Source organism: Brevibacillus invocatus (assembly GCF_003710915.1).
GTDB classification, from domain to species: Bacteria; Bacillota; Bacilli; order Brevibacillales; family Brevibacillaceae; genus Brevibacillus; species Brevibacillus invocatus.
The window spans coordinates 72,345-87,996 of the sequence record NZ_RHHR01000008.1 but is presented as its reverse complement, the minus strand read 5'-3'; the positions used below and the strand labels follow the sequence as shown (position 1 = coordinate 87,996).

The following is a 15,652-nucleotide window of genomic DNA, read 5'->3' as shown; positions in this document are numbered from 1 at the left end:
ATAAGCCATGCAGGAGGTCTCTATCAGGAATGTTTTTGAAGCATTAAACACGATGCGCGCCATTGATGTCGTGAACAAAGAAGACTGGGAAAGGGCTGCCAAAGAGGCTGAACTGGACTCGTCTGTTCAACTGAACATTCTTTGGATTATCTACTGCTACGAAGGGGTGCGTGTCACACAGATTGCTGAATGGACCTTTTGGCATCCATCGTCGATCGTCATCCACATCAAGAAATTGATGGATAAAGGGATGGTCACGATTGAAAAGTCAGAATTAGATGGACGTGTCGTTCATGTCTATCCAACCCCCAAAGGGAAAGAAGTCATTGAAGCAAGTCGTCGAAGTGTACCCTCTATTTTCCGTTTGACGTATGCTTTGGAGAAAATGGAGGAACGCTACAGTACAGCAGTAGTAGAATTGTTCTTTGAATGCCTGTCCTTCCTGGCTCAATCCTTGCACGGTTCAGAAAAGGTGCGCTGGATTCAGGAGGGCGAAGACAGAATTCCCAACCAACAGCATCTGATTAGCTGATAATAGGGGGTGGAAAAAATAGGGTAATTGCTTTATACTTAATGTTACACCGAATATTTCATTAATTTTCGATTCGGTGTGAAACTTCAAACGAGGAGGGATTGCTGATGGAGCATTTCGACCACTTGTACGACGAATCTGAGAACGCCAAAGTACGTTTTCTCGGATTTGCCTCAGAAGGAACTCGACATGACTTCGGGATTGTATTTACCCACAAGTTTTTTGGAAAGCCTCTGGTCATCTGTATGCAAACCGGGCAATCGACACTCCTTTGTTCGGAGGATGCGGTGAATCCAGGTTATCTGCAAAAAGTATTTCGCCTAGATTCTGCGAGTGAAGCGGAAGCCCTCGCCCAGTTTTTCCACGAGTGTTTACCTACCATTTCCTTTGAAGAAAATCAGTATTAGGTAGCGAGCAGAAGTTTATACTTCTGCTCGTTTGATTTTATTTAGCTGATGTCATGCAGGATAGGTATCGGAGGATGAATAAACATGTACACACATAAATGGTCTGCAAAAGACCCGAAGGCAGCGATGGTGCTTGTACACGGTACTGGCGAGCACCATGGACGCTATGAGCATGTTGCAAATTACTTCAATGAGCGAGGATGGGACGTATATACTGGCGATTTACCTGGCTGTGGGCGTTCCGGGGGGAAGAGGGGGCATATCGATTCCTTTCACGAATATGTGGACACGGTGCGGCAATGGACGCTCAAAGCCTGTGCGGATGCCGAGGGGAGACCCGTTTTTATTATGGGCCACAGTCTGGGAGGCTTGATCGTGACAAGATTTGTACAAAATGACGAGAAGAGCAAAAAGCTAAGCGGGGTTATCTTGACTTCTCCCTGTTTGCAGTTGCAGTTGGAAGTGCCTGCGTGGAAAGCACATTTAGCGCAAGCTTTGAATCGCTTTTGGCCTACACTGACCATTCCAAATGGCATAACTCCGGATATGGTTTCCAGGGATGCGGATATCCAACTGCGTTATCGTACGGACCCGTTTAATTATCATAAAGTGAGTGTGCGCTGGTTTCAGGAGCTGCATCATGCGATGGATCAAGCATGGGCGAATCGAGACAAGCTGGATGTACCGATGCTCGTTTTGCAAGCGGGCGATGATTTCCTGGTAAATGCAAAAGCGGTTGAAAATTTTGTAGATGGTGTCCGTGGGGAAATCACCTTCCGAAAATATGCAGGGCTTCGTCACGAAATCTTGAATGAACCGGAAAAAGAGCAAATTTTAAACCAGATGGAAGAATGGATGAATCAAGAGATAAAACGAAATGTGACATACTAATTGATAAATAATTGTGTGAAATTACCGTATTGACTCCGAATAGTATAACATATTAAGATAGAGGTACCATCTTATTTGAGCATGATTTCACTCACATTGCCTGAGGCAAGGTGATGACGGAGGGAACGACACATGGGTACAATTGTATGTCAAACTTGTGGAACGATTATCGAACATTTCGAAAGCAATCAAGTGAAAACGCTTTATGCCGTTTGCAATTGCGACGGATGTCTGAATGAAAAACAAGAAAATCATTAATATACTAGGTACGCAGGACTCATGGAGAGTCCTATTTTTTTTGACAACCTTTTCATGATGGGGGATAATAGTGTGGATATGGAAGAATGAAAATTGTTGGTAAAGGAGGAATCTTTGCATGAAGCGAAAACCCATCCAGAGTATGATGGCCGCTGTTATGCTGGTCACCACTCTGTGGAGCGGGACGCCTGCGTTTGCCAATAGCGTTGGAGCAGAAGTGAAAATCAACTCGGGACAGCCGCAAATCTCCAAGGACGGTTTCGACATTGCCGAAGATTACGCTGTATGGATTGTAGAGGGTGAAAAAACCATTACCCTATATGATCTTGATGATTCGACCGAGACGAAAATTGGAGATAGCAGATCTGCAAAAACCAATCCGAAAGTGGACGGAAAGTATGTCGTGTGGATCGATTCGCGGCATGGTGGTTCGGATGTCTATCTCTATGACATTTCCAAAAAGAAAGAGAAGCGGATCACCAGTGATTCAACAGTAGGAACAGATATCGAGATCTACGGAAACAACATCGTCTGGACCGACACACGCAACAAAGGAACGGATGTATACCTGTATAATATCTCGACAGATACAGAGGAGCAGGTTTCCACTAGCGGTGCAGCGAGTAAGCCAACCGTAAGCCAATCCTATGTAGCATGGCAGGATAAACGCAATAAAAAAGACGCTGATATTTATTACTACGACATTAAAGCACAGGAAGAAAAAGAAGCGGTTGTCAGCACCGGGGAGCAAACGAACCCAGTCATCGATGGCGATCAAATCGTTTACGAACAATTCGGTGGCGACCAATTGTACATGTATACGATTCGTACCAAAAGGAATAAAAAGCTCACTTCAGACAGCAGTATAAAAAGTGTACCTCATCTCTATGAAGATACATACGTGTACCTGAGCAAAAGCACGCTGATGCTTGGTGATGTTGATGAAGATGATGTGGAGAAAATCTCCTCTCGCGTATACTCCAGATTACAGCCACGCATCTGTGAAGACTACATTCTCTTTGCCAAGACTGATGAAGAAGGCAGAGTACGCCTGCATATGTACGACCTGGATGAAGATGAAGAGGTGACACTTGGCGGAGAATCAGGTGATCCTTCAGACCCTGCTGGCTCGGATCGCTATGTTGTGTATGTTTCCTCTGCAAAACGAGCTTCTAACGTCATTTTGTACGATGTGGAGACTGGAGCAAGCCAAGTCATCAGCAAGACCGATTCAGATCCAATTCGTCCGTTGGTAAGCAACCGCTATGCGGTTTGGTATGACAAGTCGGATAAAGCTCTGATGTCATATGATATCCGAAAAGGAAAATTGTCCAAAGTCACGGATAAATCAGTAAAACCGCTCAGAGATTATTATGAGCTGGATGGCAACAATTTGATCTGGATCAATGAAGATCGCAGAAACCAGCTCGTCTTAACAAACCTGTCTACCGGAAAAAATGTAGATGTCGCTCGTTTGAGCAAAGACCCGTTAAGCATTGACATCTACGGTGAATACATCACTTGGGTTCTGGAGGACAGCCGAAACAAAGCAACCATTTACCTGTACGACATCGACAGAGATCGCGACTCGAAAATTCGCTCAGGAGTACAAGTGGAGAAAGCTTCCATTGGCGACAATTTTGTCGTATGGAGCGAATATGCAGAAGGTACTGATCCTTCTTGGGATTTGTACTATTACGACCTCGATCGTGGTAGAACCAACCTTTTGCTGAGATGGAATTCTCGTGATCAGTTGGATCCTCAAGCGTCGCGAAACATGGTTCTCTTTACGGACAACCGCTTGTCGCCTAAACCTAGAGATTTTTACTTTGAGTTGTTTGATGTTGAAGAAGACTCTTTCAGCAAGTACTACTGGAAAGACGAAGCGAAGATGGAATCGCCTCGCATAGGCGGAAACCGTGTCGTGTGGATCGATGAGCGGGATGGAGATCCGTTTGTGTACACGATGGCATTTGCAAAAGCACGTGAAGACGAAGATGACGACGATGATACAGATAACGGCGGGATCGATTATGGGGATTACACCGATTATCCGTTTGCCAAAGCATTGGAAGATGATCTGTTCCTCGACCTTCTAGACAACCATGATTTCGATGACATTGCTTTTGTTGCCTTTGCTCGGACAAATAAAGAAATCGTTCTATATTTGAATGATGCATTGGATGATAGTGATCGTTTGCTGGATTTACTCGATGATGCCGGTATGGATGATTTGAGTATCCGCGTTTACAAGTAAAGCGACTAAAAAGAAGCAGGCTGATGGTATGTGGAATACCAATCAGCCTGCTTTATCTTCATTCTTCGTAGCTCAACCCGAAATAGCCGTTTGTCGCTTCACGACCTTGATGGTCTTCAAGGACTCGTCTTCTGGTCCTTGCACCGGCAGACCGACGCGGATATTTTCCTGGATGTACGCAATGTTTTCCTGCGTGATTACTTCACCCGGCAAAAAGATCGGAATCCCAGGTGGGTATACCATAATAAATTCGGTGATAACCCGGCCAGCTGCTTCTGTCAGGGGGATTGTCTCCGTTGGCGCGTAGAAGGCATCTCGTGGTGTTGACGAAAGTACTGGAATTTCAGGCAGCGAAATGGTCGGCTTGTCTTCTGCCTGGACATGAGCAAATTCAACAGCCAATTCACGCAAGGCATTCACGAGAATTTGGATCGTATCCTCGGTATCTCCAGCTGTGACAAAACAAAGGATGTTATACAAATCGCTCATTTCCACTTCGATGCTGTACTTGTCGCGCAGCCAGTTTTCGACTTCCCATCCGGTTATGCCCAGATCGCGAACATGGATCAACAGCTTCGTGGTGTCCATTGCAAAAGTGGCTGGCTTACCAAGAATTTCACGGCCAACGCAGTGGATACAAGGAATTTCGTTGATCATGTTTCTGGCCTTTTCAGCCAATTGCATCGCGCGTTCATTCAATAGGTGACCGTTCAGGCTCAGGTGCTGGCGAGCCATATCCAGAGATGCCAAGAGAATATAGGATGTAGAAGTGGTCGTAAGCATGCTCATCACAGTTTTGACCCGGTCCACGTCAACCAAGCCTTCCCGCACATTCAGGATGGAGGTTTGGGTCAGAGAGCCGCCGAGCTTGTGCATACTGGTCGCGGCCATATCGGCACCTGCTTGCATGGCAGAGATAGGAAGATCCTCATGGAATTGAATATGCACACCATGAGCTTCATCGACCAATACAGGAATTTCATAATTATGCGCAGTCCGAACGATTTCTCGCAGGTTGCCTGCAATCCCGAAGTAAGTCGGATTAATAACCAAAAGGGCTGCTGCATCGGGATGGGTTTCCAGAGCCCTTTGCACGGATTTGACGGTGATTCCATGAGAAATCCCGAGTTTTTCGTCCATGACGGGATGGATAAAAATCGGATAGGCGCCTGCAAAAATAATCGCCGACATGATAGATTTATGCACGTTTCGTGGGACGATGATTTTGTCGCCAGGGTTGCAGGTAGCCATGATCATGGCCATGATGGCACCGCTTGTCCCCTGAACGGAAAAAAATGTATGGTCAGCGCCGAACGCCTCGGCGGCTAATTCCTGAGCTTCTTTGATCATGGCCTTCGGATGATGCAGGTCATCGAGTGGCGCGATATTGATCAGGTCAATCGAGAGAGCATTCTCGCCGATGAATTCGCGAAATGTAGGATTCATGCCCATGCCTTTTTTATGGCCCGGAATGTGGAATTGAATCGGGTTCCGGTTGGCGTGCTCCAACAACCCGCTGAACAAAGGTGTTTTCATTTGTCTCACTACGATCGCCTCGCTTTACGAATAAAGAATAAAAGGGGAAAAAACAAACAAATTGAGTATAGCAAAATAGGGGGGGAAAGCAAGCGAATTTTTATTCATCATTATAGGCATAGAAGGAGTTCGGAATAGGTGCCGCGAATTTTTTAGCAGTAACGAGGTGATAGGCATGAAAACAAGGGTAAGTGAACTGCTTCAAATCCAGTATCCAGTGGTCCAGGGAGGCTTGGCCTACCTGGCTTACGCAGATCTAGCTGCTGCCGTCTCCAACGCTGGCGGTCTAGGTCAAATTACAGCAATGTCCCTACCGTCCGAAGAAGCGCTGCGAGAAGAAATTCGAAAAGTACGTTTATTGACTGATAAGCCATTTGGTGTAAACTTTGCCATCGGACAATACAATCGCACCTATGAGGGTATGGTAGATGTCGCCTTGGAAGAAGGTGTATCTGTCATCTCCGTTACAGGCGGAAATCCGGAGCCCTTGATTCGCAGGCTGGATGGTCACGATGTCAAGAAGCTGGTACTGGTCGCCTCCGTCCGACAGGCACAGAAAGCGGAAGCGATTGGGGCAGATGCCGTCATGGCAGTTGGTCAGGAGGGTGGCGGCCATCTCGGACGGGATGATATTGGCACCTTCGTGCTCGTGCCTAGAGTCGTGGATTCTGTAAAGATCCCTGTCCTTGCAAGCGGAGGGATCGGTGATGGTCGCGGCATTCTTGCCGCATTGGCACTCGGGGCAGAAGGTGTGGAAATGGGGACCCGTTTTATTGCTACCCAGGAGTGCGTTCATGCGCATGCTGCCTATAAAGAAGCCATTCTGCAAGCAACCGAGCAGGATACCGCTGTCATCAAGCGAACCATGGGGGCTCCTGCACGCGTGGTTCGTACGAAAGGCTCGGATCGCATCTTGCAAATGGAGCAAGAGGGAGCAGGCTATGAGCAGTTAAAATCGTATATCAGCGGCGAAAATAATTGCATCTTCATTTATGAAGGAAACGCGGAGCAAGGCTTCGGATGGGCTGGTCAAGTCATCGGTCTGATTGATGACGTACCGTCCGTACAGGAGCTTTTCACGCGTATGTTTCAGGGTGTAGAGGCTACATTGGACCGACTTCAGGGATACTCGAACAAGTAGCTTCGTTCATTAGTGTTCCCCTCGTGACGGTGTTATGCCAAAAACAAAAGAACAGGCAAACGCTTTTCGAAAGAAAGCGGACCTGTTCTTTTGCATATATCTTATCAACATGGGAGAAGGCGGATTAAGAATGGCTTTGGCCCATGCGATACAATTTGCTTAAAATGGCAAACGTCTCGTCCAGACGAGTTAGCAACGCATCTTTGTCCGCGAGTATCGGGTCATGACGATCAATCTGAATACCGCAGAGAATCTCAGCTTTTTTAACTTGAGCCAGCCTGTCCACCAGCTTTAGCACACCTTCTTTGCCCAATTCAGACTGGGGCGTGCTGTCGGGAAGGGTGTGATCAGGAGACCAGTGAAAATTCGCAGGAACAAGGGAGAGAATTTCATCCAAGTTGGCACGCATTGCCTTGCTGATCTGATCCTTAACTGGAGATTCGTATATGACAGCATACCAGACGAACAGATGGGTTCCCCACAATCCGACCTGAAAATGCGGATGTTTTTTGTATCCACGTTTGTCAGCCGCCCAGGCTACCCATGTATCGCTTGGGGGGTTAACCGTTCGACGTGCATGCTTGGCCACGTGAAAAAACATTTCATTGCCAGTAGCAATGGATAAGGAAGGAGAAAAGTGATGACCGAGTGCCTCCAGTTTGGGGCGGACAACGGTCTTGATGGCCTCCATGCGTGGGTCTAGGCCGTCAATGGCAAAAACGTCAAAATCTTCTTGCGTAAAACCTTTGAATGTTGACATGTTCAGACACCTCATTTCGGACAATCATCGTACGCCGTAAGAAATCCTCCGGCATTGCCTGCTTAAGCATTAGTGGCAGCACAAGAGATGGGGAGCTTTTCAACCAGTATCGACGGATACTGAAAAGAAAAGGGCGCACGTCCCTGTCAAGGGAGCTTGGAATCCTCCATATGATATCATACCAAGCAGGAAAAAAATACACGCCAGGAAATGAATAGCAAAACCGAAGTCTGAATAATATGATATACCACTCGCTCCCTTAACAGGCGCCTTTTTTATCAGAGTATTCTGCAATTGGGAGGGGCCTGAATGCATCTGGATCATGATCTGGAGTATTTGAATCTGGCTGTTTGGTTTAATCGAAAAACACTGCACGCGATGTTGCAGGCCCTGGTGGAAGTTGGGGTGAATGTCACGTGGAAAGAATCTCCCGAGAAGTTTCACCTCCTCGTGAAAACCACTGATGGTCAAACCGAATGGATCATGCAAAAGCTAAATGGCTCATACAGACTCCATTTGGCTGGTGTCCCGGTGCAGGATTCTCGGGTAGCCGTGATTCTGTACCGATTCGTGGAGCAAGCGAAAGGGCATGCGGTCGTCAAGGTAAGTGTGGACGACGAGAGTGTATTGATGAAGTACATTCGGTACGGTGAAGCCGTCAGAATAGTGGAAATTAAAGGAGCTGAGAAAAAAGTGATCTACGAAAAATCTTGCAACGTTACGATGGACCAGGTGATAGCCGCGTTGAAGAGACGTGATTCAGAAGAACGGATCCCCGTGTTGCGTTTGGAGCTGGACTATGAATTGGCCACGTTGTTCGATGCTCTGACACAAGAAGACAAAACGCAAGTGAAGCGCTCTACAGAAAGATTGAAGCAACTTCGCCGAGAGATGCTGTTGCTCGAAGTATAGCACGACTGGAGGATGTCAAAAGGACGATGAGCTCGACACAAACGTATAAGGAATAAAAAAAGCGACATCTCGTGATGAGTGTCGCTTTTTTTGGTGAGAGGAAACGGAACCATTTACCCGTATGTCTCCCTCCAAACTTACACAAAATACAGCATGAATATTTGAACCGTCGGCTCGGTGGAGGTACAATGGAGAAGTCTTTTGGAACCCCAGCAATAGAAAGGAAGAAAACGTTTCATGGAAAACCTCCTATCACAAGTCCCCAGTATGCCGATCTTGCTCTTGGCCGTCTTGGTGCTTCTCGTCATTCTCATTTTTATCATGATTATGCAGTCTGTCCGTATTAGCCGACTGCGTAAATCCATGAATCGGCTTCTTACGGGAACAAGTGGAACGAACTTGGAGGAAGGTATGCATCGACTGCTCGATCAGGTGGGTGAAGTGAAAAAATTGCAAAGTGACCAGCAATTTACAATCAACCGTCTTGCACAACGAATGGCTGGCCAATGTAGCAATGTTGCTGTCATTCGCTACAATGCGTTTGGCGAACGCGGCAGCGACCTGAGCTTTTCGGTGGCGTTGGTCGATGACGCACAAAATGGCGTCGTCATTACGAGCATTTTTGGACGTGAAGAATCGCGTGTGTATGCAAAGCCCGTACAAGCGGGAGATTCTGAATACGCCTTATCCGAAGAGGAGCTGGCTGCCATCCGTAAAGCGATGAATCCGCAAATCGGCGCTTGAACCTGAGCAATTCCGTTGAAACGATTAGAATAGCAGAGAATGAGGGAGATGATCATCCCTCCCAAGGGTTAAATCCGGATAATCGGCTTTTTTGCGAAAATTCATCCATTAAATGCTCAAGACTTTTTATAAGCCTTGATGTATAATTAATTTGTCAAGGATGGCTGTTTCGTAAATACAAAAAGTAGGTGATCCGCCTTCAATACCCAAATCGATTCTCGATTCCCGGGGCAAGGCCAGGTTCTACAACGTTCCTTCGTTGACACTTAGCGTGTCTCCTCATGACTTGGAAGCTGTAACGGTCACATTTGGCCCATGCAAACCAAAAGAATTGAGGAGATAGTATGGCACAGCGTTTAGCAACCAATTACGCCAAGGCCTATTTTACGATGAATGAAGAAGAGCTGGCACAATTTGTCTCTCTCTTCACCAATGAACACATTTCAGTCGATGTCAAAGTATGCGACAACGGTGATCGCGACGTTATTCTGAATGACAAGAGCGGAGAAATTCAGCTGAATTTCCTGCGTGCAGGCAATCGATATTCATGCGACAGCTCGTATCTCATCCGGGATCGACAGCTTGCTGAAGCGATGCGCAAAGCCATGAAAACGTTTCGAGGCCAAGGAATCGTACACCGGATTTACGACGGCTTCACGATGGTATACCACTACGATCAAGGATCGGTAGTCAGTATCCATGAAGTGACCGGTGACGAAGAATTGTCCATCTTTGAAAATACTGCCTCTTACGTTTCGCGCGAGCTGGATCAGCTGTTCCAGCAGACAGGCGGCGAAGAGGAGATTGAGTCGATTCGTCAGGAGACCGACCGATGGCTGGATCTGCGAAATTGGGCAAAGAGAACTGCCCCGAAAAAGCTAAGTGCGATTGATGAACGACTAACCGCATTGTCTCAACGATTATTTGAATTAGAAGTGTAAGGATAAAAAATGGGACTGCTCCTTGTAGCGCCCATTTTTTTGTGCTCATTTGCTTGGCAAATCGCGTAATCGCCTAGCGTGATGCAGTCAGAACGGCCTTTTGCCACACTTGATCCGTTCAAGCTCTAGGCACATTTTTAACGTTTGTCTGATTTCCAGTTTTCACCGCAAAAAAGGGTATTGTCAAAGTAGGCATAAGCATGGTATGTTTGTTTTCGTTGGAAACAGGATTAGGAACCAGGATTCACTTTAAAGGGTGGATAACAAGAAGAAACCGCCCCCGTTAGTGAATGACGCAGGTCCTAGCGATGTTTAACATTACACTTGCTAGGAAGGGGGAACCGAAAGATGGAATACTCGACTTTCGGAAGACACGTTGCTGTTGACACATGGGGAGTTCAGTTTGACTTGTTGAACGACGCAGAATTTTTGAAAAAGGAAATGATTGAGGCTGCTGAGGCGTGTGGTGCTACTGTACTGAGTGTACAAGCGAAGCAGTTTTCTCCTCAAGGTGCTACCGTTCTGGTTCTTCTCTCGGAAAGCCACCTGTCCATTCATACCTATCCAGAGCGCGGCTTTGCTGCTTTGGATTGCTACACTTGTGGTGACACAGTGGATCCACAGGTTGCCATTGAATATCTCGTATCCGTGCTGAAGCCGGAAAAAACCTACGCGAAGAAACTGGTTCGTGGAACTGGTGAATTGCAAGTAGTTGAGCCTGAGATTAAAGTCGTTGAAATGGCAAGCAAGTAACTCATGAGTAAGTATTCAAGAGGTGCGGAACTTTGTCCGCACCTCTTTTCCGTGAAAAATGTGCGTAAAACGTACTTCCTGGATTGATTAGCGGTGATTGGTTCGAAGACCTGCCCCGAGGTCGTTTAACATCACAGAAAAGTCGGTGGCCACAGAGCCTTGACTGACATTGGGAGCCACAGGAGTGTTGTTCACACGATTGATGGACTCATGATAAATGGCAGCATTCATGGCACGCAGTTTGGCAAAATGGTCGGGGTTCGAGGTAACGTGGATTTTGAGACTGGGTGTAGTCGCACGACAAATGGAATGAACCTGCTGCTCGATGACCTTTACCTGTTGTCCTACATGATGATCTCGCGTCATAATCCCGACTATTGCCTCAGGACCGTTTACGACCACGCTGGTACGGATCACGCCAGGAATGTCGTTCGCCGCTCTCGAGAGCAATTCTGCCTGGTTTTGGTTGAAGCCATTGGATGTAAAGCCTTTGCGATAGTTGTTTTCGTTGGTGTCTTTTTGATAAGCCCTAAAGTCGTGAACAATACTGTTATAACGGCTGGGTACATGGCGAAGGTAATTTTGGGACTGTAGACTGTTATCAGTTCCCTGTCCGGTGTTTCCGGTATTTCCGGCGTTTCCGCAACCTACCAAGGATGATGACAACAGAAAAATGGTCAGGGTCATGGACCAGAGTTTCGTCATTGGGGGCCACCTCCATCCTTAGTATGGCAAGGATGTGAGGATTTACTCAGAAGTTTGGGGCGTTAAAACTACCCATTGTGCCTAGAATCATGAACTGCTAATATGGAAGGTATGCAAAATAGAGGAGGTACACATGAAGCGTCTTGACATACGCAACATTGCCATTATTGCCCACGTTGACCACGGGAAAACTACACTGGTCGACAAGCTTTTGATCCAATCGGGCACATTCCGCAGCAACCAGCAAGTAGAAGAGAGAATGATGGATTCGAATGATCTTGAACGCGAACGTGGGATTACCATTTTGGCGAAAACCACTTCCGTCAAGTATAACGAGTTCACTATTAACATTCTGGATACGCCAGGGCATGCTGACTTCGGTGGTGAAGTAGAGCGGATCATGAGCATGGTGGATGGCGTTCTGTTGATCGTTGATGCCTTTGAAGGCTGTATGCCGCAAACGCGTTTTGTATTGAAAAAGGCATTGGAAGCAAAAGTGACTCCAATCGTTGTCGTAAACAAGGTGGACCGGGAGAATGCTCGTCCGCAAGAAGTCATTAATGAAGTTTACGACTTGTTCATTGATTTGGATGCAACAGAGGATCAATTGGAGTTCCCGATCGTCTATGCATCAGGCCTGCAAGGTATTGCTGGTTTGGAGCCGGATAAGCTGGAGGAAGACCTGCGTCCGTTGTTTGATACGATCGTTGAGCATATGCCAGCTCCAGAGGCTGATGAGAATGCGCCACTGCAAATGCAAGTGACGATGCTTGATTACAATGACTTTTTGGGCCGTATCGGGATTGGCCGTATTTACCGTGGTACCATGAGCGTGAACGAGATGGTATCGGTAACGACACGTGATGGCTCTGTGAAAAAAGTACGGATTCAAAAGCTGTTTGGTTTCTCTGGTTTGCAGCGTGTCGAGCAAAAAACGGCAAAAGCCGGCGATATCGTCGCCATTGCGGGTATTGATGACATTAACGTGGGAGAAACGATTTGCCACATTGACCATCCAGATCCACTGCCGCTGCTGAAAATTGATGAGCCGACCCTGCAAATGACGTTTTTGGTCAACAATAGTCCATTCGCAGGACGCGAAGGCAAACACGTGACTTCTCGTAAGCTTCGCGACCGTCTGATGGCTGAGCTTGAGACAGATGTATCTCTTCGTGTGGACGAAACAGATTCGCCAGATGCATTCGTCGTATCTGGACGCGGCGAATTGCACCTGTCTATTCTGGTGGAGAATATGCGGCGCGAAGGCTTTGAGCTGGCCGTTTCCAAGCCGGAGGTAATCATTCGCTTGATTGATGGGCAAAAGATGGAGCCTGCAGAAATGCTCGTAATCGACGTACCAGAGGAGTATACCGGCTCTGTCATGGAGACCTTGGGCTATCGCAAGGCGGAGATGGTCAACATGGTTAACAATGGATTCGGTCAAGTGCGCCTCGAATTCATTATCCCATCCCGTGGACTGATCGGTTATAGTACGGAATTCCTGACGATCACTCGCGGCTACGGGATCATGAACCACTCCTTTGACAGCTACCGTCCATTGGTACAAGGTGCTGTCGGTGGCCGTCATGCAGGTGTATTGATCTCACATGAAACAGGAACTGCGACAACCTACGGCTTGATGTCGGTAGAAGATCGCGGGATTATGTTCATTCATCCAGGTACTGAAGTGTACGAAGGCATGATCGTGGGTGAGCACAACCGTGACAACGATCTGACGGTAAACGTATGTAAAGAAAAGCATGCGACAAACGTTCGTTCCGCTACCAAGGATGAGACGGTGAAAATGAAAACACCACGCATCTTGACACTGGAAGAAGCGTTGGAGTACTTGAATGACGACGAGCTGTGCGAAGTAACTCCACAATCCGTTCGTCTCCGCAAAAAGTATTTGAACAAATCCGATCGTGAGCGCTACGAAAAGCAAAGACGTTGGGAAGCTCAGCCGCAAGCGTAAGGATGAAATAGATCAAAAGCCGCTTTATCCTGTGTACAGGAGGAGGCGGCTTTTTCTTGCTTTCAAGAGGATGCTGCTTGGAGCTCCCGCACGTTGCGCATGCAGGAGCTGGTTGGCATTACTTGAGCAGGTTTTCGATGTCTGAAGTCAGTTCTTCTGGCTGTACCCGAGCGCCAATTCGTTTTACGACGCTGCCATCCTGATCGATAAGGAATTTGGCGAAATTCCACTCGATGTCCTGGCCTTCGCCATTGGGCGCATGTGCTTTCAGATGCTGATAAAGCGGGTGTGTATCTGCTCCGTTGACGTCAATTTTGGCAAAGAGCGGAAAAGTGACACCGTAGTTGACATCGCAAAATTGAGCGATTTCTTCTTCACTGCCGGGCTCCTGTCCAGCAAACTGGTTGCAGGGAAAACCGAGGACTTCGAAGCCTTGCTCGCGATAGCGATCATACAATTCCTGCAGGCCTTTGTATTGGGGGGTAAGACCGCATTTGCTCGCTGTGTTTACGATGAGCAGAGCTTTTCCTTTATACTCCTCCAGCGTAGTCGTATCTCCTGTAATCGTCTTGACGGAAATCTCGTAAATACTCATGGTATTCCCACCTTTTTCTATCAGATAGAACCATCATATCATGTGCGTTCCAAAGCTTGCCAGCTCGGGAAGCGCGGGGATGTGCAGGGCAGCAGGAGTTTTGACAGGGCAACGTGCACCTGATAAAGTGAAAAGGATAGATCTTGATCATGTAGGAGTGGATCCGGATTGAAAGTCGAATGCCAGATTCGCGTCGAACAGGATGAGTACCATACTGCTCTGGACGCGTTGAACATGGAAGCCGAGTCCTTGCAGGCGTTCACCAGGAACCCGCGGGGGCTTCACACGAAAATACGTAATGACATGGATGCGGTTTGCAGCGAGACGTTGACGAAATTTTTCGTATCTCCAATGTTTGAACAACTGCCAGTCATTCTGGAAGCTTCAGTGGACGAGGAAAATGAAGTACTAGAAGAAAAGGTTTGCCTGCATGGCTTGCACGAGAGTGGCTTGTCCCAGGTGAAACAGGAGGGATAAGACATGGATTGGCTCATACTTGCATCTCAATACGTTCCTGCAAATCCGGACCAGCTCTCAGCCTATGATAGCTTTCGGATCTGGGCAGATAGCAACCGGGCATGGATCATCTTCGTGGAGTTGATTCTCGTGTACTATCTGGGATTTGCTACCACTTGGCGCATGCCGATATTGAAGACGGTATTGCTGCTTGTTTTCTTGTTTATTGGCTCACTTATTTTTGCTATCTTAGACGTACAGCTTCCGGTGAAGAGCTCTATGATGGTTGCGATCGCCATTTTAGTGATTGTGAAAGTACGGATTAAACCTGATGCCAATAAACGGAGTTAAGGAGGATACGGCATGAAGCGTGATGACGCCTTGTTTAACTGGCTTCAAATTCAAGTCGTAGCCGATGCCAGACCAGATGATCAATCCGCTTTGAATACAGCTTCTTTCTTTCGGGAGATGTTGCGTGAGGATCATGAAATGAATGAGCTGTCTTATCGGCAGGATGGTGATTGGTACGTCTTGACAGGGCGGTCCGATAGTGAAGAATGGGAAAGCAGATACCCCGCAGAGTCTGTACAAGCCTTGTTGATCGCGATTAATAATGAACCCCGGTATAATACATAAAAGGCCAAAATGAGAAAGCTCCTTCAAGTCCCTAGATCCAAAGGGCGACTTGGAGGAGCTTTTTATGCATGGAGGCTGACTTCTGAGGACTTTGGGCCTGTGTATAAAGAAATAGATTTTCAAGAGTTGCAACCTTTCTTGAATACGCCTCGT

The 15,652-nt window shown here is 47.2% G+C and carries 18 protein-coding genes; 14 read left to right on the top strand and 4 right to left on the bottom strand.

Features of this window, described 5'->3' with window-relative positions:
- Positions 1-7: 7 nt before the first annotated feature.
- The 5 genes from EDM52_RS04085 (at position 8) to EDM52_RS04065 (ending at position 4,345) form a co-directional block, all read left to right on the top strand.
- Positions 8-532: a MarR family winged helix-turn-helix transcriptional regulator gene (locus EDM52_RS04085; RefSeq protein ID WP_122907733.1), complete on the top strand. Its 525-nt coding sequence runs from the start codon at positions 8-10 to the stop codon at positions 530-532.
- Positions 533-639: 107 nt separating this feature from the next.
- A complete protein-coding gene (locus EDM52_RS04080; protein ID WP_122907731.1) occupies positions 640-939 on the top strand; it encodes a DUF3055 domain-containing protein in 300 nt (99 codons plus the stop codon).
- Positions 940-1,023: 84 nt separating this feature from the next.
- A complete protein-coding gene (locus EDM52_RS04075) occupies positions 1,024-1,830 on the top strand; it encodes an alpha/beta hydrolase (protein WP_122907730.1) in 807 nt (268 codons plus the stop codon).
- Between the two features lie 132 nt (positions 1,831-1,962).
- Positions 1,963-2,088 carry a GapA-binding peptide SR1P gene (locus EDM52_RS04070; protein ID WP_122907728.1) on the top strand — a complete coding sequence of 42 codons (126 nt, stop codon included), beginning with the start codon at positions 1,963-1,965 and terminating at the stop codon, positions 2,086-2,088.
- 118 nt (positions 2,089-2,206) lie between these two features.
- On the top strand, positions 2,207-4,345 hold the full coding sequence (locus tag EDM52_RS04065; protein ID WP_122907726.1) for a hypothetical protein: 2,139 nt from the start codon (positions 2,207-2,209) through the stop codon (positions 4,343-4,345).
- 72 nt (positions 4,346-4,417) lie between these two features.
- Here EDM52_RS04065 and EDM52_RS04060 read toward each other — a convergent pair whose 3' ends face one another.
- Complete coding sequence (locus EDM52_RS04060) at positions 4,418-5,890, bottom strand: aminotransferase class I/II-fold pyridoxal phosphate-dependent enzyme (protein WP_122907724.1); 1,473 nt, start codon at positions 5,888-5,890, stop codon at positions 4,418-4,420.
- 166 nt (positions 5,891-6,056) lie between these two features.
- Between EDM52_RS04060 and EDM52_RS04055 the strand changes: the two genes are divergently transcribed.
- Positions 6,057-7,022 (top strand): NAD(P)H-dependent flavin oxidoreductase, encoded by a 966-nt coding sequence (locus EDM52_RS04055; protein WP_122907723.1) that lies wholly within the window; start codon positions 6,057-6,059, stop codon positions 7,020-7,022.
- A 124-nt stretch (positions 7,023-7,146) separates the two neighbouring features.
- Here the strand turns inward: EDM52_RS04055 and EDM52_RS04050 are convergent, their stop codons facing one another.
- Positions 7,147-7,782, bottom strand: a complete 636-nt coding sequence (locus tag EDM52_RS04050; RefSeq protein ID WP_122907722.1) for a YktB family protein — start codon at positions 7,780-7,782, stop codon at positions 7,147-7,149.
- A 309-nt stretch (positions 7,783-8,091) separates the two neighbouring features.
- On the opposite strand from EDM52_RS04050, the gene EDM52_RS04045 reads away from it, so the two are divergent.
- From EDM52_RS04045 to speD, 4 genes are all read left to right on the top strand, one after another.
- Positions 8,092-8,694, top strand: a complete 603-nt coding sequence (locus tag EDM52_RS04045) for a hypothetical protein (protein ID WP_122907721.1) — start codon at positions 8,092-8,094, stop codon at positions 8,692-8,694.
- Positions 8,695-8,931: 237 nt separating this feature from the next.
- A complete protein-coding gene (locus EDM52_RS04040) occupies positions 8,932-9,438 on the top strand; it encodes a DUF4446 family protein (protein ID WP_122907720.1) in 507 nt (168 codons plus the stop codon).
- Between the two features lie 344 nt (positions 9,439-9,782).
- On the top strand, positions 9,783-10,379 hold the full coding sequence (locus tag EDM52_RS04035; protein ID WP_122907719.1) for a hypothetical protein: 597 nt from the start codon (positions 9,783-9,785) through the stop codon (positions 10,377-10,379).
- Positions 10,380-10,727: 348 nt separating this feature from the next.
- On the top strand, positions 10,728-11,132 hold the full coding sequence (gene speD / locus EDM52_RS04030; protein WP_122907718.1) for an adenosylmethionine decarboxylase: 405 nt from the start codon (positions 10,728-10,730) through the stop codon (positions 11,130-11,132).
- An 87-nt stretch (positions 11,133-11,219) separates the two neighbouring features.
- Here speD and EDM52_RS04025 read toward each other — a convergent pair whose 3' ends face one another.
- The gene (locus EDM52_RS04025; RefSeq protein ID WP_122907717.1) at positions 11,220-11,837 is read right to left on the bottom strand and encodes a YhcN/YlaJ family sporulation lipoprotein; all 618 of its coding nucleotides are present in this window, start codon (positions 11,835-11,837) and stop codon (positions 11,220-11,222) included.
- 133 nt (positions 11,838-11,970) lie between these two features.
- Between EDM52_RS04025 and typA the strand changes: the two genes are divergently transcribed.
- On the top strand, positions 11,971-13,812 hold the full coding sequence (gene typA, locus EDM52_RS04020; RefSeq protein ID WP_122907716.1) for a translational GTPase TypA: 1,842 nt from the start codon (positions 11,971-11,973) through the stop codon (positions 13,810-13,812).
- A gap of 118 nt (positions 13,813-13,930) precedes the next feature.
- Here typA and EDM52_RS04015 read toward each other — a convergent pair whose 3' ends face one another.
- Positions 13,931-14,407: a glutathione peroxidase gene (locus EDM52_RS04015; protein WP_122907715.1), complete on the bottom strand. Its 477-nt coding sequence runs from the start codon at positions 14,405-14,407 to the stop codon at positions 13,931-13,933.
- 168 nt (positions 14,408-14,575) lie between these two features.
- Between EDM52_RS04015 and EDM52_RS04010 the strand changes: the two genes are divergently transcribed.
- From EDM52_RS04010 to EDM52_RS04000, 3 genes are read left to right on the top strand one after another with little or no spacing between them, the layout of a single operon-like run.
- Positions 14,576-14,884: a hypothetical protein gene (locus EDM52_RS04010; protein ID WP_122907714.1), complete on the top strand. Its 309-nt coding sequence runs from the start codon at positions 14,576-14,578 to the stop codon at positions 14,882-14,884.
- A 3-nt stretch (positions 14,885-14,887) separates the two neighbouring features.
- Positions 14,888-15,214, top strand: coding sequence for a YlaH-like family protein (locus tag EDM52_RS04005; protein WP_122907713.1), 327 nt, complete (start codon positions 14,888-14,890; stop codon positions 15,212-15,214).
- 12 nt (positions 15,215-15,226) lie between these two features.
- Complete coding sequence (locus EDM52_RS04000) at positions 15,227-15,499, top strand: hypothetical protein (protein WP_122907712.1); 273 nt, start codon at positions 15,227-15,229, stop codon at positions 15,497-15,499.
- The last annotated feature ends 153 nt before the right edge of the window (positions 15,500-15,652 follow it).